This window comes from Pseudomonas sp. MWU13-2517, assembly GCF_023242545.1.
Classification (GTDB): Bacteria; Pseudomonadota; Gammaproteobacteria; order Pseudomonadales; family Pseudomonadaceae; genus Aquipseudomonas.
Genome location: NZ_JALMFA010000002.1, coordinates 344171 through 368589, shown reverse-complemented (window position 1 = coordinate 368589; position 24419 = coordinate 344171). Strand labels below are relative to the sequence as shown.

At 59.7% G+C, this 24419-nt stretch carries 24 protein-coding genes and 1 pseudogene; 5 read left to right on the top strand and 20 right to left on the bottom strand.

Features of this window, described 5'->3' with window-relative positions:
- Positions 1-19: 19 nt before the first annotated feature.
- Positions 20-634 (bottom strand): DUF5666 domain-containing protein, encoded by a 615-nt coding sequence (locus M5B97_RS04320; protein ID WP_134659892.1) that lies wholly within the window; start codon positions 632-634, stop codon positions 20-22.
- A 176-nt stretch (positions 635-810) separates the two neighbouring features.
- On the opposite strand from M5B97_RS04320, the gene M5B97_RS04315 reads away from it, so the two are divergent.
- On the top strand, positions 811-2007 hold the full coding sequence (locus M5B97_RS04315; protein WP_123716768.1) for an MFS transporter: 1197 nt from the start codon (positions 811-813) through the stop codon (positions 2005-2007).
- Between the two features lie 131 nt (positions 2008-2138).
- Here M5B97_RS04315 and M5B97_RS04310 read toward each other — a convergent pair whose 3' ends face one another.
- From M5B97_RS04310 to ccmA, 16 genes and pseudogenes are all read right to left on the bottom strand, one after another.
- Complete coding sequence (locus M5B97_RS04310) at positions 2139-3317, bottom strand: M10 family metallopeptidase C-terminal domain-containing protein (RefSeq protein ID WP_248730841.1); 1179 nt, start codon at positions 3315-3317, stop codon at positions 2139-2141.
- Positions 3318-3713: 396 nt separating this feature from the next.
- A complete protein-coding gene (locus M5B97_RS04305) occupies positions 3714-5435 on the bottom strand; it encodes a M10 family metallopeptidase C-terminal domain-containing protein (RefSeq protein WP_248730840.1) in 1722 nt (573 codons plus the stop codon).
- Between the two features lie 807 nt (positions 5436-6242).
- Complete coding sequence (locus M5B97_RS04300; RefSeq protein ID WP_248730839.1) at positions 6243-6965, bottom strand: M10 family metallopeptidase C-terminal domain-containing protein; 723 nt, start codon at positions 6963-6965, stop codon at positions 6243-6245.
- Between the two features lie 824 nt (positions 6966-7789).
- Positions 7790-9322 carry a M10 family metallopeptidase C-terminal domain-containing protein gene (locus tag M5B97_RS04295; RefSeq protein ID WP_248730838.1) on the bottom strand — a complete coding sequence of 511 codons (1533 nt, stop codon included), beginning with the start codon at positions 9320-9322 and terminating at the stop codon, positions 7790-7792.
- 355 nt (positions 9323-9677) lie between these two features.
- The gene (phnN, locus tag M5B97_RS04290) at positions 9678-10250 is read right to left on the bottom strand and encodes a phosphonate metabolism protein/1,5-bisphosphokinase (PRPP-forming) PhnN (RefSeq protein WP_248730837.1); all 573 of its coding nucleotides are present in this window, start codon (positions 10248-10250) and stop codon (positions 9678-9680) included.
- 52 nt (positions 10251-10302) lie between these two features.
- Positions 10303-10413, bottom strand: a pseudogene (locus tag M5B97_RS04285) (hypothetical protein); the annotation flags it as partial.
- 770 nt (positions 10414-11183) lie between these two features.
- Positions 11184-11579, bottom strand: coding sequence for a hypothetical protein (locus tag M5B97_RS04280; RefSeq protein WP_248730836.1), 396 nt, complete (start codon positions 11577-11579; stop codon positions 11184-11186).
- 15 nt (positions 11580-11594) lie between these two features.
- A complete protein-coding gene (ccmI, locus tag M5B97_RS04275) occupies positions 11595-12779 on the bottom strand; it encodes a c-type cytochrome biogenesis protein CcmI (RefSeq protein ID WP_248730835.1) in 1185 nt (394 codons plus the stop codon).
- Positions 12772-13245 carry a cytochrome c-type biogenesis protein gene (locus tag M5B97_RS04270; protein ID WP_134659882.1) on the bottom strand — a complete coding sequence of 158 codons (474 nt, stop codon included), beginning with the start codon at positions 13243-13245 and terminating at the stop codon, positions 12772-12774. The genes ccmI and M5B97_RS04270 overlap by 8 nt, the downstream gene beginning before the upstream one ends.
- A complete protein-coding gene (locus M5B97_RS04265; RefSeq protein ID WP_248730834.1) occupies positions 13242-13778 on the bottom strand; it encodes a DsbE family thiol:disulfide interchange protein in 537 nt (178 codons plus the stop codon). The genes M5B97_RS04270 and M5B97_RS04265 overlap by 4 nt, the downstream gene beginning before the upstream one ends.
- Positions 13775-15763 (bottom strand): heme lyase CcmF/NrfE family subunit, encoded by a 1989-nt coding sequence (locus M5B97_RS04260; protein ID WP_123716009.1) that lies wholly within the window; start codon positions 15761-15763, stop codon positions 13775-13777. The genes M5B97_RS04265 and M5B97_RS04260 overlap by 4 nt, the downstream gene beginning before the upstream one ends.
- A 3-nt stretch (positions 15764-15766) precedes the next feature.
- Positions 15767-16222, bottom strand: a complete 456-nt coding sequence (gene ccmE, locus M5B97_RS04255; RefSeq protein WP_123716008.1) for a cytochrome c maturation protein CcmE — start codon at positions 16220-16222, stop codon at positions 15767-15769.
- Positions 16219-16395, bottom strand: coding sequence for a heme exporter protein CcmD (gene ccmD, locus M5B97_RS04250; protein WP_071487711.1), 177 nt, complete (start codon positions 16393-16395; stop codon positions 16219-16221). Before ccmD ends, ccmE begins: the two co-directional genes overlap by 4 nt.
- Positions 16392-17147 carry a heme ABC transporter permease gene (ccmC, locus tag M5B97_RS04245; RefSeq protein WP_134659879.1) on the bottom strand — a complete coding sequence of 252 codons (756 nt, stop codon included), beginning with the start codon at positions 17145-17147 and terminating at the stop codon, positions 16392-16394. The genes ccmD and ccmC overlap by 4 nt, the downstream gene beginning before the upstream one ends.
- An 89-nt stretch (positions 17148-17236) precedes the next feature.
- Entirely contained in the window at positions 17237-17905 is a 669-nt protein-coding gene (gene ccmB, locus M5B97_RS04240; RefSeq protein WP_248730833.1) for a heme exporter protein CcmB, read from the bottom strand.
- On the bottom strand, positions 17902-18537 hold the full coding sequence (ccmA, locus tag M5B97_RS04235; RefSeq protein WP_248730832.1) for a cytochrome c biogenesis heme-transporting ATPase CcmA: 636 nt from the start codon (positions 18535-18537) through the stop codon (positions 17902-17904). The genes ccmB and ccmA overlap by 4 nt, the downstream gene beginning before the upstream one ends.
- 200 nt (positions 18538-18737) lie before the next feature.
- Here ccmA and M5B97_RS04230 point away from each other — a divergent pair, with 200 nt between their 5' ends.
- On the top strand, positions 18738-20315 hold the full coding sequence (locus M5B97_RS04230) for a flagellar hook-length control protein FliK (RefSeq protein ID WP_248730831.1): 1578 nt from the start codon (positions 18738-18740) through the stop codon (positions 20313-20315).
- Positions 20312-20641: an EscU/YscU/HrcU family type III secretion system export apparatus switch protein gene (locus M5B97_RS04225; RefSeq protein ID WP_123716003.1), complete on the top strand. Its 330-nt coding sequence runs from the start codon at positions 20312-20314 to the stop codon at positions 20639-20641. The genes M5B97_RS04230 and M5B97_RS04225 overlap by 4 nt, the downstream gene beginning before the upstream one ends.
- A gap of 67 nt (positions 20642-20708) precedes the next feature.
- Here the strand turns inward: M5B97_RS04225 and glp are convergent, their stop codons facing one another.
- The gene (glp, locus tag M5B97_RS04220; RefSeq protein ID WP_248730830.1) at positions 20709-21935 is read right to left on the bottom strand and encodes a gephyrin-like molybdotransferase Glp; all 1227 of its coding nucleotides are present in this window, start codon (positions 21933-21935) and stop codon (positions 20709-20711) included.
- Positions 21919-22458, bottom strand: coding sequence for a molybdenum cofactor biosynthesis protein B (gene moaB / locus M5B97_RS04215; protein WP_123716001.1), 540 nt, complete (start codon positions 22456-22458; stop codon positions 21919-21921). Before moaB ends, glp begins: the two co-directional genes overlap by 17 nt.
- 76 nt (positions 22459-22534) lie before the next feature.
- Here moaB and mobA point away from each other — a divergent pair, with 76 nt between their 5' ends.
- Both mobA and M5B97_RS04205 read left to right on the top strand, forming a co-directional pair.
- A complete protein-coding gene (mobA, locus tag M5B97_RS04210; RefSeq protein ID WP_134659871.1) occupies positions 22535-23137 on the top strand; it encodes a molybdenum cofactor guanylyltransferase MobA in 603 nt (200 codons plus the stop codon).
- Positions 23138-23215: 78 nt separating this feature from the next.
- Positions 23216-23437 carry a YgdI/YgdR family lipoprotein gene (locus tag M5B97_RS04205; protein WP_123716000.1) on the top strand — a complete coding sequence of 74 codons (222 nt, stop codon included), beginning with the start codon at positions 23216-23218 and terminating at the stop codon, positions 23435-23437.
- A gap of 56 nt (positions 23438-23493) precedes the next feature.
- Here the strand turns inward: M5B97_RS04205 and M5B97_RS04200 are convergent, their stop codons facing one another.
- Positions 23494-24384, bottom strand: a complete 891-nt coding sequence (locus M5B97_RS04200) for a pseudouridine synthase (protein WP_248730829.1) — start codon at positions 24382-24384, stop codon at positions 23494-23496.
- Positions 24385-24419 lie beyond the last annotated feature (35 nt).

Genomic DNA, 24419 nt, shown 5'->3' with positions numbered 1-24419 from the left:
CTGACTGGCATCAGGGCTGCTACATGGGTGGCGTTACGCCGTCCTTGCCGGCAGAAATCGCCTGAGCGGTGATCGTTCCATCCGCCCCTTTTGCCGCAAACAACACCACCTTCACCCCGGCCTTGAGCAAACTGCGATCCCCCGGTTCCAGGTTGACGATGGGCACATCCTCCGGCACCACGATCTTCTGCTCGCCGCCCTTGTATTTGACGGTCAAGGTGCGCCCGTTGCTGACCACCAGGTCGCCGACGGTGCCGTTGGTCATGCTGCTGCCTTCCTTCAAGTCGAATGCACGGTGCCCGTCGCCGGTGCCGGCCATGGCCGGTGGGAACACATGCACTTCCAGCGCCGTGAGCGTGCCATCGGCATTCGGCATCGCGGCCGAGCCGATATAGCTGCCGGGCTTGATCTCATCGATCTTTGCCAGCGTGACGGCGCGCACCTGAGTGTCCTTGGTCAGATTTACGGTAACCTCTTCACCACTGTTGGCCTTGACACGCAGCGCATCACCGTCGACCGCCATGATCGCGCCGCGTACCCCGACACGCGGCGCTTCGGCGGCATGGGCCAACCCCACGGCCATGGCGGCGGCGAGGGTCGAAGCCATGAGCATCCTGTTCAATGTGATCTTCATCGCTATGGGTTTCCTGTTTCGGCAGTTGTGCCTGAATGTATCATCACCCTTCGCGCAGAACGTTAACGATTCAGTTATCAATGCCGGGCATGAGTGATATCACTGTCGGCGGCCTACCCCAGTCACCGTGTTGTCTTTAGGCTCGCCCCACTGTCCTACGCTTTTATGAGAACTCCATGAACGCTACTTCCCACGCTACAACCACCATGACCCGGAGCATGGTGATGCTGTTCGCGTTTTGCTGCGGCGCCATCGTTGCCAATATCTACTACGCACAGCCGATCATCGAACTGATTGCACCGGATATCGGCCTGACTCCGACCATGGCCAGCCTGATCGTGTCCCTGACGCAAATCGGCTACGCCCTCGGCCTGTTCTTCCTGGTACCGCTGGGCGATCTGCTGGAAAACCGCAAGCTGATGATCACCACGACCGTCGTGGCCATTGCCAGCCTGCTGGGCGCGGCGTTTACCGAGCAGCCGAATCTGTTCCTGCTGGTATCGTTGCTCATCGGTTTCAGTTCGGTCTCGGTGCAGATCCTGATCCCACTGGCCGCACACCTGGCGCCCGCCGAGTCACGTGGACGTGTGGTCGGCAGCATCATGGGTGGTCTGTTGCTCGGTATCCTGTTGTCCCGGCCAGTGTCCAGTGTGGTGGCCGACCATTTTGGCTGGCGCGCAATGTTCATGGCCGCCGCCGTGCTGATGGCGTTTATCAGTGTGGTACTGCTGCTGACCATCCCCAAGCGTCAGCCTGACCACAGTGCCAGTTATGGCCAGTTGTTGCGTTCCCTGGGTACCCTGCTGCGTCAGCAACCGATGCTGCGCCAGCGGGCGTTCTACCAGGGCTGCATGTTCGCTACCTTCAGCCTGTTCTGGACCGCCGCGCCCTTGGAGCTGGCGCGCAACCACGGCCTGAGCCAGAGCGAAATCGCGCTGTTTGCCCTGGTGGGCGCCCTCGGCGCTGTTGCCGCGCCCATCGCCGGTCGCCTGGCCGATGCCGGCCATACCCACCGCGCCTCGCTGCTGGCGATGTTGTTCGCGGCACTGAGCTTCCTGCCGGCCTTCGTACACCCGCTGTACAGCGTGATCGGCCTTGCCGTCACCGGCGTGGTCCTGGACTTCTGCGTGCAGATGAACATGGTGCTCGGCCAACGCGCCATCTACGCGCTTGACGCCCACAGCCGCAGCCGCCTCAACGCGTTGTATATGACCAGCATCTTCATCGGCGGCGCCTTCGGCTCGGCGATTGCCAGCAGCGTCTATGAACAGGGCGGGTGGTTGGGGGTGATGCTGGTGGGCAGTGCATTCCCGCTGGTGGCATTGTTGCGCTTCCTGAGTGCGGCACGTGGCGTCTCGGTGGCCACGGCCTGATCGCCCTTCTCCCCCTCGGGATATGGTTTCAAAACGCACAAAAGGGCAGGACTTGATCAACCACTGATCAGCCCTGCCCAGCGTTAACCCACTGATGCTACGGCGATCGTTGAAGATACGCCGCCGCCCCCTTAGAGATAACCATCATCCTTGATGTTCAGCCCAATCACGTCTTCCGGGCTTATCATTCGTGTGCTTTTGATCAGGAAGTCCGTCTTGCTGTCCCCGTCCAGGTCTATCGCCAGCAGGTAGCGTCCCGATTGCGGATTGAACTTGATGAGGGTGTCACCCGCCTGACCGGTGTAGGCATTAACGAAGTTAAAGGCAACCTTGCCGTCAATGGCCATTTGCGACAAATCGATCTTGTCCTGGCCGGTGTTGAAGTCCAACAGTAAGTCGGCTTGGGTACGGGTCGAGTCTGTGAAGGCGTTGAACTTGAAGGTGTTCCACCCGCCCCCACCCACCAGGGTGTCCGCCCCCGCGCCGCCGGTCATCACGTTGTCCGCGCTGTTCCCCACGATCCGGTCATTACCACGGCCCCCGATGGCATTTTCGATCACCGTGTTCTCAGCGATCCTGATGTTCTCCTTCATTCCACCCACGCTGGATCGCGAACCACCCCGCAAGTCGATCGACTGATCCTGCTCGAAACCGGAAAAATCAAATGTATCAACCCCTCGGTCATCCCAGACAGTGAAGTCTGGTTTATCGGAGGCGGACGTGAGGGTCATTTCCGGTTTTCCGGTATTGGAGTTGAAACCGTAGACAGTGTCATCCGACAGGGTTTGAACTCGGGGTTTCGCATCGGCGGCGGGTTTGGTTTCGCCTCGAGGTTTCGCATCAGCGGCGGGCTTGGTTTCGCCTTGAGGTTTCGCATCAGCGGCGGGCTTGGTTTCGCCTTGAGGCTTCGCATCAGCGGCGGGTTTGGTATCGCCTCGAGGTTTCGCATCAGCGGCGGGTTTGGTTTCGCCTTGAGGCTTCGCATCAACGCCGGGCTTGGTTTCGCCTTTTGGCTTCGTATCAACAGTGGGCTTGGTTTCGCCTTTGGGCTTCGCATCGATGACAGGTTTGGTTTCACCTTGAGGCTTGGGCTCACGAGTCGGCCGGGGTTCATCTCCCTGAGGCATAGGCTCACAGCTGGCAGTCGTCACGTTACCGTTGAACCCAATGATGGCCGAGAACGACAAGTTACTCAGGGCTGTTTCTCCAGGTTGCAACAATTTGGAGGGCACGCCGACATTCTGGCTCGTTCCATAAAGGCGCTGCAGGCTGGTGAGCCCACTTGTCATCGCCATAGACAGGCTGAGCAACTGGGACCCCGTTGAGGACTGCCTGTCAGTAGCCGAATGTTCGTATTGGCCATGGTGACTCGAATGTACAGCAGGTAACGGCTGAGGAGCCACGTGAGTGGATACTTGGAGATTTACAACGGGAGCCTTCACATTAATCATAATGACATCTTCTCTTTAAGTTTAAATAACAACGACCCAACACTTCGCAATAGTAGAACTTACGAATTCTTAAATAGTCATTTCCGGGCAATAGCTGACCCATCCACAAGGCAATTACGGCGACGCCTTAACTTGCCGAGCACTGACAAAAAACTATTTTCATCAAACTGTTTGCAAACTGATCAGGCGATCAGCGAGAGACTTACATATTCGAATAACAGGCTTACTTAAAAGTATTGCGCGCGTTTTTATTATTCAAGGCTCGACTCGCCATGCCCGCGCAGTAAACGCAGCCCTGTCAAAGGCCGACATCAGTGTCGATCGACGCTCTGCGGATTTGGCACGAAATTCATGAGCGTCGTTAGTGTTCCCGGCACTCACTTGCACTTCGCAGAGATCAGTTGGAGGAAGTGGACACGGCTCTGGCTTCGGTTCACGGGGGGCCGGTCCCGGCTCCTTAGGATTGCACTCAGGCTCGCGTGGGACCGGCTTCGGCTCAGGCGGTTTTGGTCGCGGCGCAGGCTCACAAGGATCGGGACGCGGCTGAGGCTCGCACTCATCCGCGCGTGGCTGCGGCTTTGGCTCCTTTGGCACAGGGCGCGGCTGCGGCTTTGGCTCTTTCGGCTCGGGTGCCGGTGCCGGGTTATCGCCCTTTGCGTGGACATCCCCAGCCTTCATCTGACCGATGCTTTTTATCAACAGGTCGGCCTTGCCGTTGCCTGTCAGGTCCAGGGCCAGGCTTCCTTCGCGGCTGCCCTCGTCGTACTTCAGCACGACTTGTCCTGGTTGACCGGTTAAATGATCGACGAACTGGAACGCCTTGATACCTGTGCCTTTCAAAACCGCGGACAGATCAATCGTGTCTGCGCCGCTTTCAAAATCCAGAATCACATCGGGGTTGTCCGGGGCGGAGTCACTGGCCCGGTCATAGACAAAGGTGTCGCCCCCGCCACCGCCTTGCAGACGATCTGCACCGCCGCCACCTTTGAGGCGATTGGCGACCTGATTGCCCAACAGCGTGTCATCCCCGTTACCTCCAACGGCGTTTTCCACCACGACACCCCTGGCGATGGAGACATTGCCCTTTAACTTACCCACATCTGAAAACGACTCGGCATTGAGATTGATCTTCTGGTTCTGTGAAAACCCGGAGAAATCCAGTGTGTCGTTCCCACCGCCGTCCCACACGCAGAAAATAGGATTGTCGTTGGCCGCCTTCAAACTGAGGGCTTCACGGTTCGTGTTGGAATTGAACCCGTACGTGGTGTCGGTATTACGGGTCTTGGTGTTCGCACCGTAGAGCTTCTGGATGGCCGCAATGTCATCCATCATCGGCGCAGAGGGGTTCAACGATTTGAAATCGTGTCCGGGCTGATTTTTCTCCGAGAAGTAGCTCATCACCGAGCGCGCCCGGGTATCCCCCGCATACTCCGCGTGAAGCCCATAGTCGCCAAAACCATCATAACCACCGGGGTGTTCCAACCCGATGGAGTGGCCGATTTCATGGATAAGCACTTCGCGAAAAAAACTGCCTATCTCAGGGGCTGCCCCCACATCCCGGGTGCCAATATTTGCGAACGTTCGATTCATGGATGCATTGGGGAGCGAGGCCACACCAGACGGTGTTCCGGCCATATCATTGATATCGACATGACCGTCAGCTTTTTGCGCATTCTCAGTGAATGTCACATTGGCAACATCTTGCCAGGACTGCAGTGCCTGCCTGGCCTGATCCGCCTGCTGCGGGGTAAAACCCTTGGAAATCCGAAACGACAAGTCAATGTTCTTGTCGCCATCGCGATCATGAAACCGGTAGCCGCCTCGAGTAATTTGTTTTCCAGCCTGCTCTGTCGTTAATACGGCCTTCTTACTGCCCAGGGTGTACGTTTCGATAGGCCGCTCAGGGCTGATACTGCTCCAGGGATCAGGTGCCTTTTTTACACTAACGTCAGTAGCGGGTGGTCCTGGTACTCTCATAAACCAAAGTCCTCATTTAGATCAAACTCGGTGTGAACAATCGCCAAACTCGAGATACCGAACCTGCGCTCTACAAGAGCTGCACTAGTTGTCGGCACCCCTTTAAGTTCGCACAGAGTCGCAGAGTGTTCCAGGCACTAATTAATTCACCTCGACACACTCTAAACCCCTATCACACTTTTTCTGATCCTTGCAAAACCCTGAAACCACACGCGCATCCATTACATAACCTGAACACCTACAACCCACTGACTTTGCAGAAAAAACATAAGATAAAGCACACTGGAAATCAGAATATTTTCATTACATTGCTCATAATCAGATAACACCACCCCCTTCAAAATCCAAACTTGATCACCCACATATCTACAACACCTACATAACTAGCTACCCAGTGCAAAGATCTCAGCATTTAGCTTGAGTGAAAAATTCGACATTTCAATTAAATAGAGTCTTCTCTGTCCCACGACGGTAAGTTAATGCACTACAGCACTACTTCTACCTGACAAACCAAGTCTTGGGCGTGTGAAGAATAAAGGAAGGCGCACGCGTCAACCGGGTCGACAAGGCGGCCCAATGCACACATTTTTCAGAGAAGTTGAGCAGGAGGGGGGTTCATGCCCTGACGGGCGACGGACGCCTACATGGAGCCTTGAGGCTGCCATGCTGACTTCAGAAGCAGGCTTGAACGCGATGCCAGGCGCGTATCAAGCCTGTAAACAGATAAGCGTGAGGCGGGTTGTTATTGCGAAAACAAGATCAGCACCAGGTTTGCGTGCACATCAGCTGAGCGCACGGCGCATGTGTTCAAGACAACCCGATGACATCTTCCGGGCCAAACGGTCGAGTACTCTTTATCAGGAAGTCACTGCGGCGATCACCCGACATATCGACCGCCAGAAAATAGCGTCCGCTGTTTGCATTGTATTTAATGACGGTGTCCCCAGGTCTCCCCGTGAAGCTGTGCACCAGGTTCAGCCTGACGCCGGCCGCATTGGCCATGCCGCACAAATCAATCTTGTCCCAACCCGATTTGAAATCCGTGAGCAGGTCGGCATTCGAATAACTGGAATCGGCCGCCGCATTATATTTGAAGACGTTACTTCCGCCGCCACCACTCAGCGTATCTGCACCTTCCCCCCCGACCAGAACGTTATCTGATGCATTACCGATTATTCGATCATTGCCTGAACCACCCACGGCATTTTCAATCTTCGAGTTACGGCTGATATAAACATTATTAGCCATCCCACCGACGCTGGAATAAGTACCTGCCCCAAGATTGATAATCTGGTGCTGCTTGAAGCCGGAAAAGTCCAGGGTGTCATTACCCTCTGTATCCTTAACGTTGAACCATGGTTCGTCATAGGCGGATACCAGGGACGTTTGCGTATTCCCGGTATTGGAATTGAATCCATACCGGGTATCGCCTGGAGAATGTTGCGCCGGCTGCGGGCACGGCTCAGGCTTCGGGCTTGGCTTCAGGACAGGCTGCGGACACGGCTCTGGTTTTGGGGCTGGCTCCAGCACAGGCCGCGGACACGGCTCTGGCTTTGGGGCTGGCTCCAGAACAGGCCGCGGACATGGTTCTGGCTCAGGGGCCGGGCGTGCCGCCACAGCAGGCTTCGGACTTGGCTTGGGCTCAGGCGCCGGGCGCGGATCGGACCCGGCCCATGGCACGTATCGGGCAAAAGCCTGCTGGAATTCCATGTAGGTCCTGGCGAATAGGTTCATTACATCGCCCATCCGCGCAAAGCCCCCGACACCCTGCTGATTGCCACCGGTGAAGGACAATGGGTTCGCGCTCCCCGGGCCCGCCCATCCTCTGTCGAATACGTTGGGTGCCGGGGCATTTACCGTGGACGGAAAACGACTATTTGCAGAGTAGTTATGCAGGCGGGAGGAACTGGACGTCATCGTCCCACCCGGCCAACTACTCAAAGTGGACTGCTCCGAAGAGCGCGATGAACCATACGCCTGAAAACTGACATTAGAGCCATGAACCTTCATAAACCGACACTCTCCATCCAGAAAAACACTATTAGTACAAACAATGACAATCCATTGCGCAAATCAAACACACATCGAAAACAAATGAGCATTCGACCAAAGCAGCGCTAAATTCTCACGGCAAAAAAAGAGCGACAACATCTTATTTATTTCAGACTAAAACACGCACCACCGCTGACAAAAAGAGCAAGACAAAAAACATTATTGGCAACTTTAAAAAACAATTACCTGCAAAATCGTCTATCAAGCGCAGACAACAGAAAGCTCACATTAAAAAAACTTCATACCCTGTAATGCATTGCTCTTTAACACCCTGCATTCAGCCGCGTAGATTTAAACGGATTTTATTTGAACCATGAAAGAACTCGGTCTACCCACCCCGTGACCACCGTGGACAATTTATTCACCGTTCTTTTGAAGAGCCCCGCCAAGCCGGAAGTGCGCGGAGTCGGATCCGGAACCGAGTCGGGAATCGGATCGGCCTCAGGGGTCGGCTCGTTAGTCGGTTCTGGTTCAGGACTCGGTTCCGCGCCCGGTGCGACCGTCGGCGCCGCGGCGTTCCAGATCACATCCGTCTGCTTGATCTGGCCATGGCTGAGGATCAGCAGATCAGCCTCGCCGCTGCCCGTCGTATCCACAGCCAAGCGGTAACGATTTGTACTTGAATCATGACTGAGTACGGCGTCGCCGGCCTGGCCGCTGAACCGCTCGGAGAAGTTCAGGGCCTTGAGGCCCGTAGCCCGAAGCACACCGGAAACGTCGATACGGTCGACGCCGCTGGTGAAATCCTCAAGGGTGTCGGGCTTTCCTGGGGTCGAGTCACTGACGCGGTCATAAACGAAAGTGTCCGATCCGGCGCCGCCACGCAACTTATCGCTGCCCCTGCCGCCTTTAAGGCGGTTATCCCCGTCATTCCCCATCAACGTATCGTCACCGTATCCACCGACGGCATTTTCGATGATCACGCCTTTGGCAATGGAGACGTTTCCCCGTAGCCCCCCGACGTCCGAGAAAGCCTCGGCAGCGAGGTTGATGTTCTGATTATGGGCAAACCCGGAGAAATCCAGCGTATCGTTGCCGGCGCCGTCCCACACCGTAAATACCGGTTTCTCAGTTGCCTGCTTCAGGCTATAGACCTCGCGATCGGCGTTGGAGTTGAAGCCATACGTGGTATCGGTGTTTCGGGTCTTGCTGTTCTTTCCATACAGCCGTTGAACCGCTGCGATATCGTCCATCATGGGCGTGCCCGGGGCTTGGTTGGCGAAGTTGTGCCCTGGTTGATTCGTCTCATCCCAATAACTCATGACACTGCGCGCTTTGGTGTCCTGCGCATAGACCGCGGAGTTGTTGTAGCTGTGACCGAGGCCGTCGTAATCGCCCGGATGACTGAGCCCCAGGGTATGCCCCAGCTCATGGATCGCCAAACCGAGGAAGGCACTGCCTATCGCCGGCTTACGCTCGGCGCCACCGGTGCCTATATTGGCGGTGACTTGCGATTGAGACCGGTCAGGCATGTACGCATGGCCTGACCAAGAGCCCGGCACGCCATTGACCGTGATATGACCATCAGTATTCGAACCATTTTCAACGAAGTTGATGTTTGTAACATCCGCCCAGTATTGCAGGGCTTCCCTGATGCGCACCTTCTGAGGCTCGGTAAAACCTCCAACAAGGTTAAACCCGACAACAACTTTATTATCTCCATTGCGATCATAAAACCTGCAACCGTCGCGGGTTATATGTTTGGCCGCCTGGTCCGTGGTAAATGCGCGTTTTGTGCCGGCCCAATTTAAAGCCTTGTTTTCAGCGGCTGGCGGCGGTTCGTAGGAAGAGGAATCGGGGTGCGACAGGAAAGGATGTCTGACGGGGATCTGCATGCCATAAATACTCTGGAGCGTTGAGAGCAATCAGTCCATATATGAATTATCGACGCTGACCAGTCCGTTGCCAGCCCGATAAAACTCCCATATATAAAACACGCCAACCACCCCGACTTTATTGCAAAACCACTGCCTGAACACAGCCAAATACAAAGCCACACGCACCGATATATTTCAAATATTCAACAAGTTGTTTTCAAACGAAAAATACCTGGCAACAAGCCAACCATTACTTCAATTTAAAACATTAAGAAACCCACCCAAACGCACCGGTAAATAGTGGGGCACACTCGTTACGCCCGTCTCACTTTCAACACGTCTGATGCCTACATTGCGTCATGAAACGCGGATGTCAGGCGCATGCCAGATCCCCGTGATCCAGGCAGCACAGCAGGCGCTCGACGGTATGCTCCAGGGGCCCGGAGTTATCCAGCACGAACAACCCCGCGCCATTGCCGGTGATCAGCTCGGCGGTGAACCGTGCATTGCGTGCCAGACGCTCTTCAATGTCTGCGAGCGACTCACGCCCACGCGCGATCAAGCGCTCGCGCAACACCGCTTGATCCACCGTCAACAGCAGCACCAGCGAGGAGGGATAGCGCTCGCGAGTCTGCGCCAGATGCGCACGGGAGCCATTGACCAGCACGTCCTCCCCTGCCGCCAGCCAGTCGTCGATTTCCTTGGGGATACCATAAGACAAGCCATTGGCCTGCCAACTGAGGGCAAATGCGCCCTCGCCCTGCATCGCCGCAAACTGCTCCGGGCTTACACCTTGCGCCGCTTCGCCGACTGCCTCCGCCGAACGCGTGATCACGCGGCGCACAATGCGGCAGCCGCGTTCGAGCAAACGTGGGCGCGCGGCATCCAGCAGGCTGTCCTTGCCCGAACCCGATGGCCCGATGAGATAGATCAACCTGCCCGCCATCAACACATCCTCTTCGCTTGTCGCCAGACTTATTGAGCCCCGCCGTCTGCTGCAGGCTGGCCGGGTAGCAGTCGCTGGAAAGTATATCCGGCAATCCCTCGGCCGCCAGGCCGGCGGCGGTCACATTACCCGAGTGCGACCCACCGCGCACTCCATTCGGCGCGTCTATCGGCAAGTCATGTCAGTGCTCTATGAGGCGTTACAGGGTGAGGCTGCCAGTACGCTTGCAGTGCGCGAGCATGAATAAACCCACAGGATTTTTTTGTAGCACCCCCCTCCCACTTTTGCCCTGCGGTGATTGGCAGAGTAGCTTTCAACCCCATGAAAAAGGCGACCCGAAGTTCTAATGCCAGTCAGTTAAGCGATAGTGCGGACAACCAGTAACCTGTGGCGAGGGAGCTTGCTCCCGTTGGACTGCGTAGCAGGCCCAGTCTTTTCAAGCCCAAAGCTTGGGGCCGCTTCGCGACCCAGCGGAAGCAAGCTCCCTCGCCACAGTGACTATGCTCCTCCGTAACTGACTGGCATTTCTCCTGAGAGTGGCTTTCCAGACAGTTAAACGATAGAGCGGACAACGAGTAACTTGTGGCGATGGAGCTTGCTCCCGTTGGACTGCGGAGCAGGCCCAGCCTTTTCAAGCCCAAAGCTGGGGCCGCTTCGCGGCCCAGCGGGAGCAAGCTCCCTCGCCACAGTGACTATGCTCCTCCTTACTGACTGGCATTTCTCCTGAGAGTGGCTTTCCAGACAGTTAAACGATAGAGCGGACAACGAGTAACTTGTGGCGAGGGAGCTTGCTCCCGTTGGACTGCATAGCAGGCCCAGTCTTTTCAAGCCCAAAGCTGGGGCCGCTTCGCGACCCCGCGGGAGCAAGCTCCCTCGCCACAGTGACTATGCTCCTCCTTAACTGACCGGCATTAACCCGAAGGTCGCCTTTCGTCATTGCGCGTACTGCTTGCTCAACCCCGGCGGCACGCCGTGCACGTCGGTTTCTTCCCAGGGGCCGTTCGGGCTGATCGAACGGCTCCAGCCGTTGCTCCAGCGGTAGTAGGTGCGCTGGCGATAGAACGTGTCGGGCTGGTCGTCGAGTACGTAGACCTGCATCTTGCCGTCCCAGTGGCTGGTGGCGCCCGGCGGCGGGGCAAAAGTCGGCGATTTGGTGGGCAATGGTTTCGGTGCGGGGGTGACCGGGCCGGAAGGCTTGGTGCTCGGTTGGGTCGACGGGCCCGACGGCGGGATGGTCGGGCCAGTGGGCACGGGAGGGGGTCGGTGGACCGCACAGGCGCTCAGGCCAAGTACCAGACTGAGCAGGGTGATGCGTGCAAATGCGGTCATAGGCGTTTCCTCGTATTACTTATCCGGACTGTCGATGGTCAGTTGCTGCACCGCAGCGGTAGTGCTGGCCAACGGTTGACTGCGGCCGATCCACTCGCCAGTGGTCGGAAGACCTGCCCGGGATATGCGCGCAACCAGTTGGACTTCGGGGAAGTTCGACAGTTTCAACTGCGGCATCATGGCGTCGGCATCACCCAGTTCGACAGTCACCGGCAGTTCGGCCACGGTGACGCGCTTGGCCGCCAATGGTGCCGGCGGGCCGGAGACGGCGCGGGCAAAGATGAACACGCTGTCGGTGGGCAGGGCCTTGGCCTTCACCTCGGTCGACAAATCCACACGCACTTTCATCACCGCTTTCGGCGCGACGGTGCCACCGCTTTCCTTCAGTTTTTCGGCCGCACGATCAATCCCGCCTTGCAGCGCCACACGGGAGTTGTCCTGCGGTGGCAGTTGCGCCAGCAGACGATTCCAGTAGTCGATCGCTTCCTGATAACGCTGGCCTTCAAAGGCCGCGATACCCAACAGGCCGAGGCTGGTGACTTCCTTGGGATCCAGCTTCAACGCTTCGTCGGTCAGCGCTTGAACCTTGGGCGACCACTGTTTGTTGTCGGCAAAGTACTGCGCCTGCGCCCATTGGCCGAGCAGTTCCGGCTGGCGACCGGCCAGGGCCACGGTGCGCTCGAAGACTTTCGCGGCATCGGCGGAGCGATCCTGCGCCATATAGGCACGGCCGAGGAAGTACAGGCCTTCGGCCGAGTCCGGTTGGGCGGCGGCGGCGCGCTCCAGGCGCTGGGTCATGTCTTCCATGGACACCGGCGGCTGGGAAAACTCGCGGGTCAGCTCGACCTTGTCGCTGGCGCCGAAGTGCAAGTACAGGCTGATGCCCAATACCGGGACCAGAAGTGCAGCGAGCAATGGCAGCGGCTTGCCCAGGCGCGACTCACGGGGTTTTTCCGCGCCTTCGGTGTCAGCCAGCAACTCACGGGCCGCTTCCGCGCGGCCGGCATCGAGTTGCGCCGCATTGAGCACGCCCTCGTCCTGCTGCACTTGCAGTTCGGCAACACGTTCCTGGTACAGGGCCACGTTCAATGCGGTGCGATCCTCTTCGCGTTGGGCACGGCGGTCGCGCAGTACAGGAATCAACAGGAAACTCAGGGCAATCAGAAGCAGCAAGCCGGCTGCGAGCCAGAAATCAATCATCAGTCTTGGTGTCCAGCAATTGGTCGAGACGTTTACGCTCTTCAGGGGACAGTGCGTCGCTGCCATCAGTCGGTGCAGCTCGGCGACGGCGCACGATCACGGCCATTACCACGACACCGGTCAGCAGCAGGCCGGCAGGGCCGAACCAGAGCAGCGCGGTCTTGCCGGTGAGGGCCGGTTTGTAACGCACGAAATCTCCGTAGCGATCAACCATGAAGTCGATGATCTGCTGGTTGTCCTTGCCCTCCCCCAGCATGCGGAAGATTTCTTTACGCAGGTCGGCGGCAATCGGTGCGTTGGAGTCGGCGATGTCCTGGTTCTGGCACTTGGGGCAGCGCAGTTCCTTGGTCAGGTCGCGGAAACGCTCGCGCTCGGCGTCATTGGCGAATTCGTAGGTGTCGATGGCAGCGTGGGCCACGCCCGCCAGGCCCAGCGCCAGCACGGCAGCGGTCAACCAACGCTTCATGGCTTGGCCTCATCGACCAGCACCTGGTACTTGGCGGCCAGTTGCTCACGCCACACCACTTCGTCGATCACGCCGACGTATTTGTCGCGGATTACGCCCTTGGCGTCGATAAAGAAGGTTTCCGGGGCGCCGTACACGCCGAGGTTCAAACCCAGGTTGCCGTCTTCGTCGCGAATATCCAGCTGGTACGGGTTGTGAAACTCCGCCAGCCACTTCAATGCCGCCGCATTGTCGTCCTTGTAGTTGATGCCGTAGATCACCACGCCCTTCTCGGCCAGCTTGTTCAGCACCGGGTGTTCGACGCGGCAGGAGATGCACCAGGTGCCCCACACGTTGACCAGCGCCGGCTTGCCCAGCAGGTCGGCCCGGGTCAGGGTCTTGTCGCCCAGCACCGTCGGCAAACTGAACGCCGGGAATGGTTTGCCGATCATGGCCGAAGGTAGCTCGGCCGGGTCCAGGTACAAGCCGCGATAGAGGAACACCGCCACCACCAGAAATGCTGCCAGCGGCAGCACCATCAACCAACGCTTCATACCGCCGCTCCCTGCAGGCCGAGGGCTTCACGCACCCGGCTCTTGACCTTGACCCGATAACGCCGGTCCAGCGCGGCAAGCAAACCACCCAACCCGGTGAGCAGGCCGCCGAACCAGATCCAGCGTACAAACGGCTTCACATGCACGCGTACCGCCCAGGCGCCGTCGCCCAGAGGCTCCCCCAGCGCCACATAGAGATCGCGGGTGAAACCGGCGTCGATACCCGCTTCGGTCATCATCGAACTCTGCACGGTATACAAGCGTTTTTCCGGGTGCAGCACGGCCACTTCCCGGCCGTTGCGCACGACGCGCACGGTGCCTTTGTCTGAGGTGAAATTCGGACCTTCGAAGTGCCTGGCGCCTTCGAAAATAAAGTGGTAACCGGCCAGGTCCATGGCCTCGCCCGGCGCCAGGCGCAGGTCGCGCTCGGCGCTGTTCTGGCTGGACAACACCACGCCCAATGCACATACGGCAATGCCGATGTGGGCGATCTGCATGCCCCAATAGCTACGGGTCAACGTCGGCAAGCCTTTGATCAGGCCTTTGTGGCGGGTCTTGTCGAAGATATCGCGCACGCCGGCCAGCAACACCCAGGCTGCAAGCAGGAAGGTGGCGAGCACCGCCCAGTTGAAGTCGCCGTACGCGATGCCGGCGATCACCGCCAAGGCCACGCTGCCCAGCAGCACCGGCATCAGCATACCGACCAGCCATTTGACGGGGGTGTCTTTCCAGCGCACCAGCACCCCAACGGCCATCACCACCATCAACAAGCCCATCAACGGGATGAACAACGCATTGAAGTACGGTGGGCCGACGGACAGCTTGGCGCCGCTCAAGGCATCCAGTACCAGTGGGTACAGGGTGCCGAGCAGGATCATCGAAGCGGCCACCACCAACACCAGGTTATTGCCCAGCAGCAGGGTTTCCCGCGACCACAGGTTGAAACCCACCTGGCTCTTGACCACTGGTGCGCGCAGGGCGAACAGGGTGAGTGAACCACCGACCACGAACAGCAGGAAGATCAGGATGAATACGCCGCGCGCAGGGTCGGACGCAAACGCATGCACCGAAGTCAGCACGCCCGAACGAACGAGGAAGGTGCCGAGCAGGCTGAGGGAAAATGCCGCAATCGCCAGCAGCACGGTCCAGCTCTTGAACACGCCGCGTTTTTCAGTGACGGCCAGCGAGTGAATCAGCGCCGTGCCCACCAGCCAAGGCATGAAGGAGGCGTTTTCTACCGGGTCCCAGAACCACCAGCCGCCCCAGCCGAGTTCGTAATAGGCCCACCATGACCCGAGGGTGATACCAATGCCGAGGAAGGCCCAGGCCACAATGGTCCATGGCCGCGACCAGCGCGCCCAGGCGGCATCGAGGCGGCCGCCGAGCAAGGCGGCGATGGCGAAGGCGAAGGCCACCGAGAAACCGACATAACCCATATAGAGCATCGGCGGGTGCACGATCAGGCCGATGTCCTGCAGCAGTGGGTTGAGGTCGCGACCGTCCGCTGGGATCTGCGGAAGGATGCGGCTGAACGGGTTGGAAGTCATGATCAGGAACAGCAGGAAGCCCACGCTGATCATGCCCATCACCGCCAGTACACGGGCCAGCATCACCTGCGGCAGTTGGCGCGAGAACACTGACACGGCGAAGGTCCAGCCGCCGAGGATCAGCGCCCACAGCAGCAGCGAACCTTCGTGGGCGCCCCATACGGCGCTGAACTTGTAGTACCAAGGCAAGGCGCTGTTGGAGTTATTGGCCACATAGGCGACGGAAAAATCGTCGGTCATGAAAGCGTAGGTCAGGCAGCCAAACGCAAACACCAGGAACGCAAACTGGCCCCAGGCGGCCGGCTGCGCCAGGCTCATCCACAGGCGGTCGCCACGCCAGGCCCCGAGCAACGGCACCACCGCCTGCACGACGGCGAAGCACAGGGCGAGGATCATCGCCAAATGGCCCAGTTCCGGAATAAACAGTGCGGACGTCATCACTTAGCCCTCCTTGGCTGGCGTCGGTGCGGATTGGCCGCTGTCCTTTAACGCTTTGGTCACTTCCGGGGGCATGTATTTCTCATCATGCTTGGCCAGCACTTCATCGGCCACCACCACGCCGTCGGCGTTGAGTTTGCCCAGGGCAACAATACCCTGGCCTTCGCGGAACAGGTCCGGAAGGATGCCGCGGTAGGTAATGGTCACCGCCTTGTTGAAGTCGGTGACCACGAACGTCACGTCCAGGGAGTCGGAGGAGCGTTTCAGCGAGCCTTTCTCCACCATGCCACCGGCGCGGATGCGTGTGTCATGCGGCGCTTCGCCATTGGCGATCTGGGTCGGGGTGTAGAACAGGTTGATGTTCTGCTGCAGGGCACTCAAGGCCAGGGTCACGGCAATGCCGACGCCGGCCAGGATGGCAAGGATGATCAACAGACGTTTTCTACGCAGCGGATTCACTTATCGGTCTCCCGGCGCAGACGACGCGCCTCTTGTTGCAGGTAACGCTTGCGGGCCAGGATCGGCGCGGCGACGTTGAGGGCCAGCACCGCCAGGCAGATGCCATAGGCCGTCCAGACATACAGGCCGTGGTGGCCCATGGCGAGAAAGTCACTGAAAGATGCAAAACTCATCCACGCGCTCCCAGGCAGGCTTGCACTTCGGCCTTGACCCAACTGGCGCGGGCTTCACGCTTAAGCACTTCGAGGCGCATGCGCATCAGGAGCACGGCCCCGAAGAAGCAGTAGAACCCCAGCACCATCAGCAGCAACGGCGCCCACATTTCCACGGGCATCGCCGGTTTTTCGGTGAGGGTGAACGTGGCGCCCTGGTGCAGGGTGTTCCACCACTGCACCGAGTATTTGATGATGGGGATGTTGATCACACCGACAATCGCCAGCACCGCACAGGCCTTGGCGGCACTCTCACGATTGCTGATCGCGTTGCCCAATGCAATCAGACCGAAGTACAGGAACAGCAGGATCAACATGGACGTTAGTCGCGCGTCCCACACCCACCACGAACCCCAGGTCGGTTTGCCCCAGATCGCGCCGGTCACCAGTGCCACGGCGGTCATCCAGGCACCGATGGGCGCGGCGCATTGCAGGGCGACATCGGCCAGTTTCATTTTCCACACCAGCCCGACGATGCCGCACACCGCCAGCATCACGTAGCAGGACTGGGCCAGCATCGCGGCAGGTACGTGGATATAGATGATCCGAAAGCTGTTGCCTTGCTGGTAGTCCGGCGGCGCGAAGGCCAGGCCCCAGACCAGGCCGACGCCGATCAGCAAGAGGGCGGCGATGCTCAACCACGGCAGCAGCTTGCCGCTGATACCGTAAAACCATTTGGGCGAGCCGAGCTTGTGAAACCAGGTCCAGTTCATTGCTGTTTCCATCACGGTGGCTTCCCGTCGTAGCGGGACGCTCAGGGGTCTTTACTGGTTAAGGTTATTGCGCTCTCAACCAGACCTCATTATTCGCCGACACTGATCTTCAGGCCGGCGGCTATAGCAAAGGGTGTCAGGGTTACCGCCAGGGCGGTCAGGCTACCAAGCCACAAGAGGTAACCGGTCGCCGGCATGCCCATGAGCGCGGCTTGCAGAGCACCGCTGCCCAGGATCAACACCGGGATATACAAAGGCAGAATCAACAGGGCCAGCAACAGGCCACCCCGTTTCAAACCGACAGTCAACGCTGCGCCCACGGCCCCCAACAGGCTGAGCACCGGCGTACCGAGCAACAAGGATAGAAGCAATACCGGCAGGCACTCCACGGGCAGCCCCAGCATCATCGCCAACAGTGGGGAGAGCAAGACCAGCGCCAAGCCGGAAAAAAACCAGTGTGCCAGCACCTTGGCCAGTACCAGAAGTGGCAGAGGGTGCGACGAAAGGACCCACTGTTCAAGGGAACCGTCTTCAAAATCACTGCGAAACAGCCCGTCCAGCGAGAGCAGGACGGACAAAAGCGCGGCCACCCACACCAGGCCTGGAGACAAGGTTTGCAACAGTTTAGTCTCGGGGCCAACCGCCAACGGAAACAAGGCAATCACGATGGCGAAGAACACCAGCGGGTTGGACAGTTCGGCCGGGCGACGGCACAACAGCCGCGCTTCACGGGCGACCAGCAGGGCGAACACGCTCATAGCGACCACCGCCCCAGGTCCAGCTCGCGATAACCGGCGGGCAGGCGGGCCAGGGTGTGGTGAGTGGTCAGCAGCACCAGGCCGCCCTGCTCACAGTGCCGGGCCAGGTGTTCTTCGAGTTGAGCGACGCCTTGTTTGTCGAGGGCGGTGAAGGGCTCGTCGAGAATCCACAGCGGCGGGCCGGGCAGATATAAACGCGCCAGGGCCACGCGACGCTGCTGGCCGGCAGACAGGGTGTGGCAAGGCACGTCTTCGAAACCCTTGAGGCCGACGGCGGCCAGGGCCTGCCAGATGGCGTCACGGGTCGCGGGATGATGCAGGGCGCTGAGCCAACTGAGGTTTTCTTCAGCGGTGAGCACGTCCTTGATGCCGGCGGCGTGGCCGATCCATACGAGGTTGCGTGCAAGCGTGCTGCGTTGTTCGTTGAGGGGCTTGCCGTTGAGTCGGACCTCTCCGGCCGTCGGCTGCATCAGGCCGGCCAGCAGGCGCAGCAAACTGGTCTTGCCGCTGCCATTGGGGCCGCTGATCTGCACCATGTCGCCACCCGTCAGCCGCAGTTCGAGGTGTTCGAACAGCAGGCGCAGGTCGCGTTCACAGGCAAGCGCTACGGCTTCAAGAAGAGGGCTGGTCAAGAGATCGCGGGCCTTTACGGTTCAAGTCGGCGGTGCAGCGGCCGTTATAGAGAGATGCACAATAACGGCTTTGGCGACCGATTTTAGAGAGCTGGATCAAATAGTTGTGAGGTTTTTACCGCTCTCTTTGCAGACGGGCGGCATTATACATGTGATGCCCTACTCTAAAGAGGGCAATTTCCCCAGAGACGACGCGTACGATGACCGGTGAGATCAACCTTCCTCCTCTGCCTCCAACCCCAGCGCCGGCACCTGCCCCACTGCCTGCGACCGGTGAGTTGCTCAAACTGCTGGAGCCGCAGACGGGGCTGATCGACCCTGGCAAGACCGCGAACGCCGAAGTGCTCGCGCTTAAACAAGGCGGCGATACCTTTCAGCTGTTGCTCAAACTGACCCTGGATGGCGGTCGCCAGACCTTGGTGCAAGCCAGCAGTGCCCAGCCTTTGCCATTGGGCAGCAACGTGGTGGTGAGCCAGACACCAACGGGCAACCTGACCCTCTCCTTGCAGCAAGCCATAAGCGCCAACGTCGCTGCCCTTACCCGCATCGATACCACGCAAATGCCCGAGGGCACGCTGCTGCAAGCCAAGGTGCTGACCACCCAGATGCTGCCTCAGGGCGCCACGCAGCCGGCGATCTATCGCTCGCTGGTGAGCGTGCTCAACAATGCCCTGGCAGGCGCCACCCTCACGGTGGAGAGCCCACAGCCGCTGCGGGTCGGCAGCTTGCTCAGCGCCGTGGTGCAGAATGCGCAAACCCTGAACTTCGTACCCTTGAGCGGGCTCAAGGATCAGTTGGCCGTCGCGCAGCAACTCTCGACCCAGCAAAGCCGCCAGGGCTCGCTGGATGTGCTCTTCACCGCGCTGCAAAACCTGCCCGCCGGCGACAGCACCTCCGCCGACCTACGCGCCGCCGCCGACCGATTGCTCGCCGCCCTGCCCGACCTGGCACAAGCCAGTAACCCCAAGGTGCTGGCGCAACTGGTACAGAACAGCGGCGCCTTTCTTGAAGCCAGGTTACTGGCCGGGCAAAACCCGCAGATACCGCCGCTGGACATGAAAGGCGCGCTGCTGCGCCTGGTCGCCGATTTGTTGCCGGCCCTGCCCACCTCAACCAACCTGAAGGCCATCCTTGCCGCCAACACGCTGGCCCAAGTGCTACCGAACTTCGTGCGCAATCCACTGAGCACCCTTGGCCAGATCAGTGCCCGGCAAGCACCCGCCGGTTTTCCGTTACCGGATCGGCTGATGCAGCGCCTGGAAGGCGAAGGCGACCTGGAAAACCTGCTGCGCCTGGCTGCCGCAGCGATCTCTCGGTTGCAAAGCCACCAACTGTCGAGCCTGGAACAAACCGGCCTCACCGCCGACGGCCGTCTGCAAACCACCTGGCAGTTGGAAATACCCCTGCGCACCCTGCAGGACATCGTACCGTTGCAGGTCAAGTTCCAGCGTGAAGAGCCTGCGCCGGACAAGGAGCAGCCCGAACGCAAAGAGAAAAAAGACCCCAGGCAGATGCTCTGGCGCGTCGAGTTGGCGTTCGACATGGAGCCGCTGGGGCCGTTGCAGGTCCAGGCGCAACTGAGCCAGGGCAAACTGTCCAGCCAACTGTGGGCGGCCCGGCCATTCACCGCCAGCTTGATCGAAAGCCATTTGGGCAGCCTGCGCGAGCGTTTGGTGTCCTCAGGTCTGAATGTCGGTGATCTGGATTGCCACGTCGGTACCCCGCCGCGCGGGCCGCGAACCGGGTTGGAACAGCGCTGGGTGGATGAAACCGCATGAAAAACACTCATCCGCCCCGCCAGGCGATTGCCCTCAAGTACGACGGCCAGCAGGCACCGACCCTGACTGCCAAAGGCGATGATGCGCTGGCTGAAGCGATCCTGAAGTTGGCGCAGGACAATGAAGTCCCGATCTATGAAAACGCCGAGTTGGTGAAGCTGCTGGCGCGCATGGAGTTGGGCGACAGTATTCCTGAGGAGCTTTACCGCACGGTGGCGGAAATCATTGCGTTTGCCTGGTCGTTGAAGGGCAAGTTCCCGGCAGGGTTCGATCCGGATGCGGCGCCAGTGGAACGGGATGTGACGGAGCGTGGCGACGATTACTGAGTTTTAACTGACACGCGTAGATCCAGATGTGGGAGCAGACAAGCCCGCACCCACAGGGGATTTGTGTTCAGTTGAGGACTTCGCTCAGCGGGATGAAATTAACGCGATCCCCCGCTTTAAGCGTCGTGCCTTCCACTACCTCTACAAACCCTTCTGCCCACGCCGCGCTGCGCAGCACGCCGGAGCTCTGGTTGCGGTAGATGATCGCCTTGCCCTGTTCGATACGCCCGCGCAGGTACTCGCGGCGGTTGCCCGGCTTGGGCCACTCGAACCCCACCGGCACTTCGAAACGCAGCGGCTCCACATCGGCCACGCCTTGACGCCGCAGGATGTACGGTCGCGCCAAGAGCGCAAACGTCACCAGGGTCGAGGCCGGATTACCGGGCAGGCCGATCACCGGCACGTCACGGAAATGGCCGACGGTCAGCGGCTTGCCCGGTTTGATCGCCAGCTTCCACAGCGCCAGTTCGCCCTCTTCGCGCAGGGCGACCCCGAGGAAGTCCGCTTCGCCCACCGACACACCGCCCGTGGACAGAATCAGATCAACCGCGCTCAAGCCTGCCAGTCGGGAACGGGTCTGCTCCAGGTCATCCGGCAGGATGCCTGCGTCGATCACTTCACAGCCCATGCGCGCAAGCCAAGCACACAACACACGGCGATTGCTGTTGTAGATCTGGCCCGGACCGAGCGGCAAGCCGGGTTCGATCAGTTCGTCGCCGGTGGACAACACGGCTACACGCGGGCGGCGGATCACGTCCAGTCGATCACGGCCAAGGGAAGCCGCCAGGCCCAGCTCGATCGGGCCCAGGCGCGTACCGGCAGGGAGCACCAACTCGCCGACGGTGGTTTCCTGGCCCTGAGGGCGGATGTTCTGGTCGGCGTGCAGAGGCTCGGTAAAGCTCACGCGTTCATCGGCGTGGACCACGGCGTTTTCCTGCATTTCCACGCAGTCCGCGCCTTCAGGAACCGGAGCTCCGGTGAAGATGCGCGCACAGGTTCCGGCCGCCAGTGGCTGTGGCGCCTGGCCAGCGAAAATACGTTGGCTGACGGCTAACGGTTCACCCGTCCAATCCGACAGACGCAGGGCATAACCGTCCATGGCACTGTTGGGCCATGGCGGCAGGTCAAGGGTTGAGATCAGGTCTTGCGCCAGTACGCGTCCATCGGCTGCAGCCAGGGGCAACATTTCCGTCTCGCGGATCGGCGTGGCTTCGGCCATGGCCAGCAGTCGCTGCAGAGCTTCTTCCACCGGCATCAGGGCACCGGTCTTGCCGGGCTTATCCACGGGATTCACAGGGCTGGGCCTGCTTTAAATGAGGTACGAAATTGCACGGGCGGTGACGGTTGTCCAACTGCTCGGCGAGGATGCCGTCCCAGCCCGTGCGCACGGCATTGGTGGAGCCCGGCAGGCAGCACACCAGCGTGCCGTTGGCCAGGCCGGCCAGGGCGCGGGATTGCACGGTGGAGGTGCCGATATCCGCCACGGATATCTGGCGGAACAGCTCGCCGAAACCGTCGACCTGCTTGTCCAGCAGGCAACTCACCGCTTCGGGCGTACTGTCACGGCCGGTAAAGCCGGTGCCGCCGGTGATCAACACCACCTGCACCACGTCCTCGGCAATCCAGTGGGCCACCTGGGCGCGGATTTTGTAGAGGTCGTCCTTGAGCAACACGCGCTCGGCCAGGAAGTGGCCGGCAGCGGTCAGGCGATCAACGAAAACCTGACCCGAGGTGTCGGTGTCCAGGGTGCGGGTGTCGCTGACGGTCAATACAGCGATGTTCAGGGGTACGAAAGGCGCATCAGCCTTGGCTTTCATGGCTCGGTCCGGTTGTCGAAGGAACAGCCCGATGTTATATCACAGGGCCTTATTTACCTGCCGCAGCGAAACCGCCATGCCCGTTGATTATTCGCCCCTGCCCTGTTCGATCCTGCTGTTGGCCGGTGGCCGTGGCCAACGCATGGGCGGCCAGGATAAGGGCCTGCTGCATTGGCGTGGCGCGCCGCTGATCGCGCACTTGCAACGCCTGACTCGGCCGCTGACGGATGACCTGATCATCTCATGCAACCGCAATCATGATCTGTACGCCCCCTATGCGGACCAACTGGTGAGCGACGACAGCGCAGACTTCCCCGGCCCGCTCGCCGGCATCCGTGCGGGCCTGGTCGCCGCACGCCATCAGCATCTGCTGGTACTGCCGTGTGATGTGCCGAACATCGACGCACGATTGCTCGCCGACCTGTGGGAGACATCGCGCAGCAACCCCAGGGTGCCGGTCATGGTACGACAGGGCGAGTTCTGGGAACCCTTGCTCTGCATCATCCCCACCGCCCTCAAAAACCAGGTGGAATACGCCTGGGACGCCGGCGAACGCAGCCCGCGCAATATCTTGCTGCAACTGGGTGGCATCGCCCTGGGATGCCCGGACAATGATCCACGCCTGGCCAACCTTAATACGCCGCAGCTGTTGCACCCTGGAACTAGCGTGTCAGAATGATCGGCGAACAAGGAACTTGGCGACGCCGTGTGCGTCACACGTTCAGTAATTCAAAAGTATTCTCTCGGAGACAATCTCATGACTCAACGGACCATCGCCGCTCTCATGCTTGCACTGGGCCTCGCTACCCTCGCCGGTTGCGCCTCGCCAACAGTGATCACCCTGAATGACGGTCGCGAAATCCAGGCCGTCGACACCCCGACTTTCGACAAAGCTTCGGGCTTCTACGAGTTCAAACAGCTTGATGGCAAGGAAACCCGCATCAACAAGGATCAGGTGCGCACCGTTAAAGACCTGTAAGTCTTTACGCTTGCTGCCCAAGGCCCGCCTCGTGCGGGCCTTGTCGTTTCTGCGGGTTACCAGTCGAGGCTGATCCGGCTGCGAAAATCACGCGGCTCCCCCGTGACCGGGTCGATAAAACGTACGCCCTGGGCCAGCAGCTTCAGCGGGTTGGCATAGTCGTCCTCGGCATCCTTGATCACATCGGGATAGAACGGGTCATTGCAGATACTGGCGCCGAGCGCGGTCATGTGCACGCGCAACTGGTGCTTTTTACCGGTCACGGGGAACAGTCCGTAGCGCCATAAGTCGCCGTGTTTTTCGCGCACCTCCACGGCTGTTTCGGTGTTGCTGGCGCCCGGCCCTTCCTGCATGCGGAAGAACGGTTCGCCATCCACCAGGCGGCTTTTATGCACCAGAGGAAAGGCCAGGTGGGGCAGCGCCGGGGCGATGGCTTCGTAGAATTTTTCGATGCGCCGCGTGGGAAACAGTTGTTGGTAGGCCGAACGGCTTTGCGGGTTGGCCGAGAACAACACCAGCCCCGCCGTGTGGCGGTCGATACGGTGCAGGGGCACCAGCGAGGGGTTGTCCAGACGGCGAATCAGGCGACGCAGCAGGGTTTGTTCGACGTACTCACCGGCTGGCGTCACCGGCAGGAAATGGGGTTTGTCAGCCACCACCAGATGCTCATCGGCATACAAGATGGTTTCCTGTACCGCAATCACCTTCTCATTGGGCACTTCCCGGAAGTAGTAGATGCACAGGCCCTCCTTGTAAGCCAGGCCCAGGCTGATCGGGTGGCCATGGAGATCGAGCACCCGCCCCCGCGCGATACGGTCCAGCCACTGCTCACGGCCGATGGCCGGAAAGTGTTCGCACAGGCAATCCAGCACCGTCGCCCAAGGACCCGGAGGCAGATACAACGTGCTGGCTTGATGCTGGGACGCGGAAAAACCGGAAGTGGACATGGAGAGGCTCTAAACCTGGAAAAACAGGCCGGCAT

Bases quoted from the DNA above. Each gene is read 5' to 3' on its own strand.
- M5B97_RS04280 (WP_248730836.1), bottom strand. From the start codon at position 11,579: ATGACCGCATTTGCACGCATCACCCTGCTCAGTCTGGTACTTGGCCTG.
- M5B97_RS04270 (WP_134659882.1), bottom strand. From the start codon at position 13,245: ATGAAGCGTTGGTTGACCGCTGCCGTGCTGGCGCTGGGCCTGGCGGGC.
- mobA (WP_134659871.1), top strand. From the start codon at position 22,535: ATGCCCGTTGATTATTCGCCCCTGCCCTGTTCGATCCTGCTGTTGGCC.
- M5B97_RS04315 (WP_123716768.1), top strand. From the start codon at position 811: ATGAACGCTACTTCCCACGCTACAACCACCATGACCCGGAGCATGGTG.
- ccmI (WP_248730835.1), bottom strand. From the start codon at position 12,779: ATGATTGATTTCTGGCTCGCAGCCGGCTTGCTGCTTCTGATTGCCCTG.
- phnN (WP_248730837.1), bottom strand. From the start codon at position 10,250: ATGGCGGGCAGGTTGATCTATCTCATCGGGCCATCGGGTTCGGGCAAG.
- M5B97_RS04200 (WP_248730829.1), bottom strand. From the start codon at position 24,384: ATGTCCACTTCCGGTTTTTCCGCGTCCCAGCATCAAGCCAGCACGTTG.
- ccmC (WP_134659879.1), bottom strand. From the start codon at position 17,147: ATGAACTGGACCTGGTTTCACAAGCTCGGCTCGCCCAAATGGTTTTAC.
- ccmB (WP_248730833.1), bottom strand. From the start codon at position 17,905: ATGAGCGTGTTCGCCCTGCTGGTCGCCCGTGAAGCGCGGCTGTTGTGC.
- M5B97_RS04320 (WP_134659892.1), bottom strand. From the start codon at position 634: ATGAAGATCACATTGAACAGGATGCTCATGGCTTCGACCCTCGCCGCC.
- M5B97_RS04295 (WP_248730838.1), bottom strand. From the start codon at position 9,322: ATGCAGATCCCCGTCAGACATCCTTTCCTGTCGCACCCCGATTCCTCT.
- moaB (WP_123716001.1), bottom strand. From the start codon at position 22,458: ATGAAAGCCAAGGCTGATGCGCCTTTCGTACCCCTGAACATCGCTGTA.
- M5B97_RS04305 (WP_248730840.1), bottom strand. From the start codon at position 5,435: ATGAGAGTACCAGGACCACCCGCTACTGACGTTAGTGTAAAAAAGGCA.
- M5B97_RS04230 (WP_248730831.1), top strand. From the start codon at position 18,738: ATGACCGGTGAGATCAACCTTCCTCCTCTGCCTCCAACCCCAGCGCCG.
- M5B97_RS04260 (WP_123716009.1), bottom strand. From the start codon at position 15,763: ATGACGTCCGCACTGTTTATTCCGGAACTGGGCCATTTGGCGATGATC.
- ccmD (WP_071487711.1), bottom strand. From the start codon at position 16,395: ATGAGTTTTGCATCTTTCAGTGACTTTCTCGCCATGGGCCACCACGGC.
- M5B97_RS04225 (WP_123716003.1), top strand. From the start codon at position 20,312: ATGAAAAACACTCATCCGCCCCGCCAGGCGATTGCCCTCAAGTACGAC.
- M5B97_RS04205 (WP_123716000.1), top strand. From the start codon at position 23,216: ATGACTCAACGGACCATCGCCGCTCTCATGCTTGCACTGGGCCTCGCT.
- M5B97_RS04265 (WP_248730834.1), bottom strand. From the start codon at position 13,778: ATGAAGCGTTGGTTGATGGTGCTGCCGCTGGCAGCATTTCTGGTGGTG.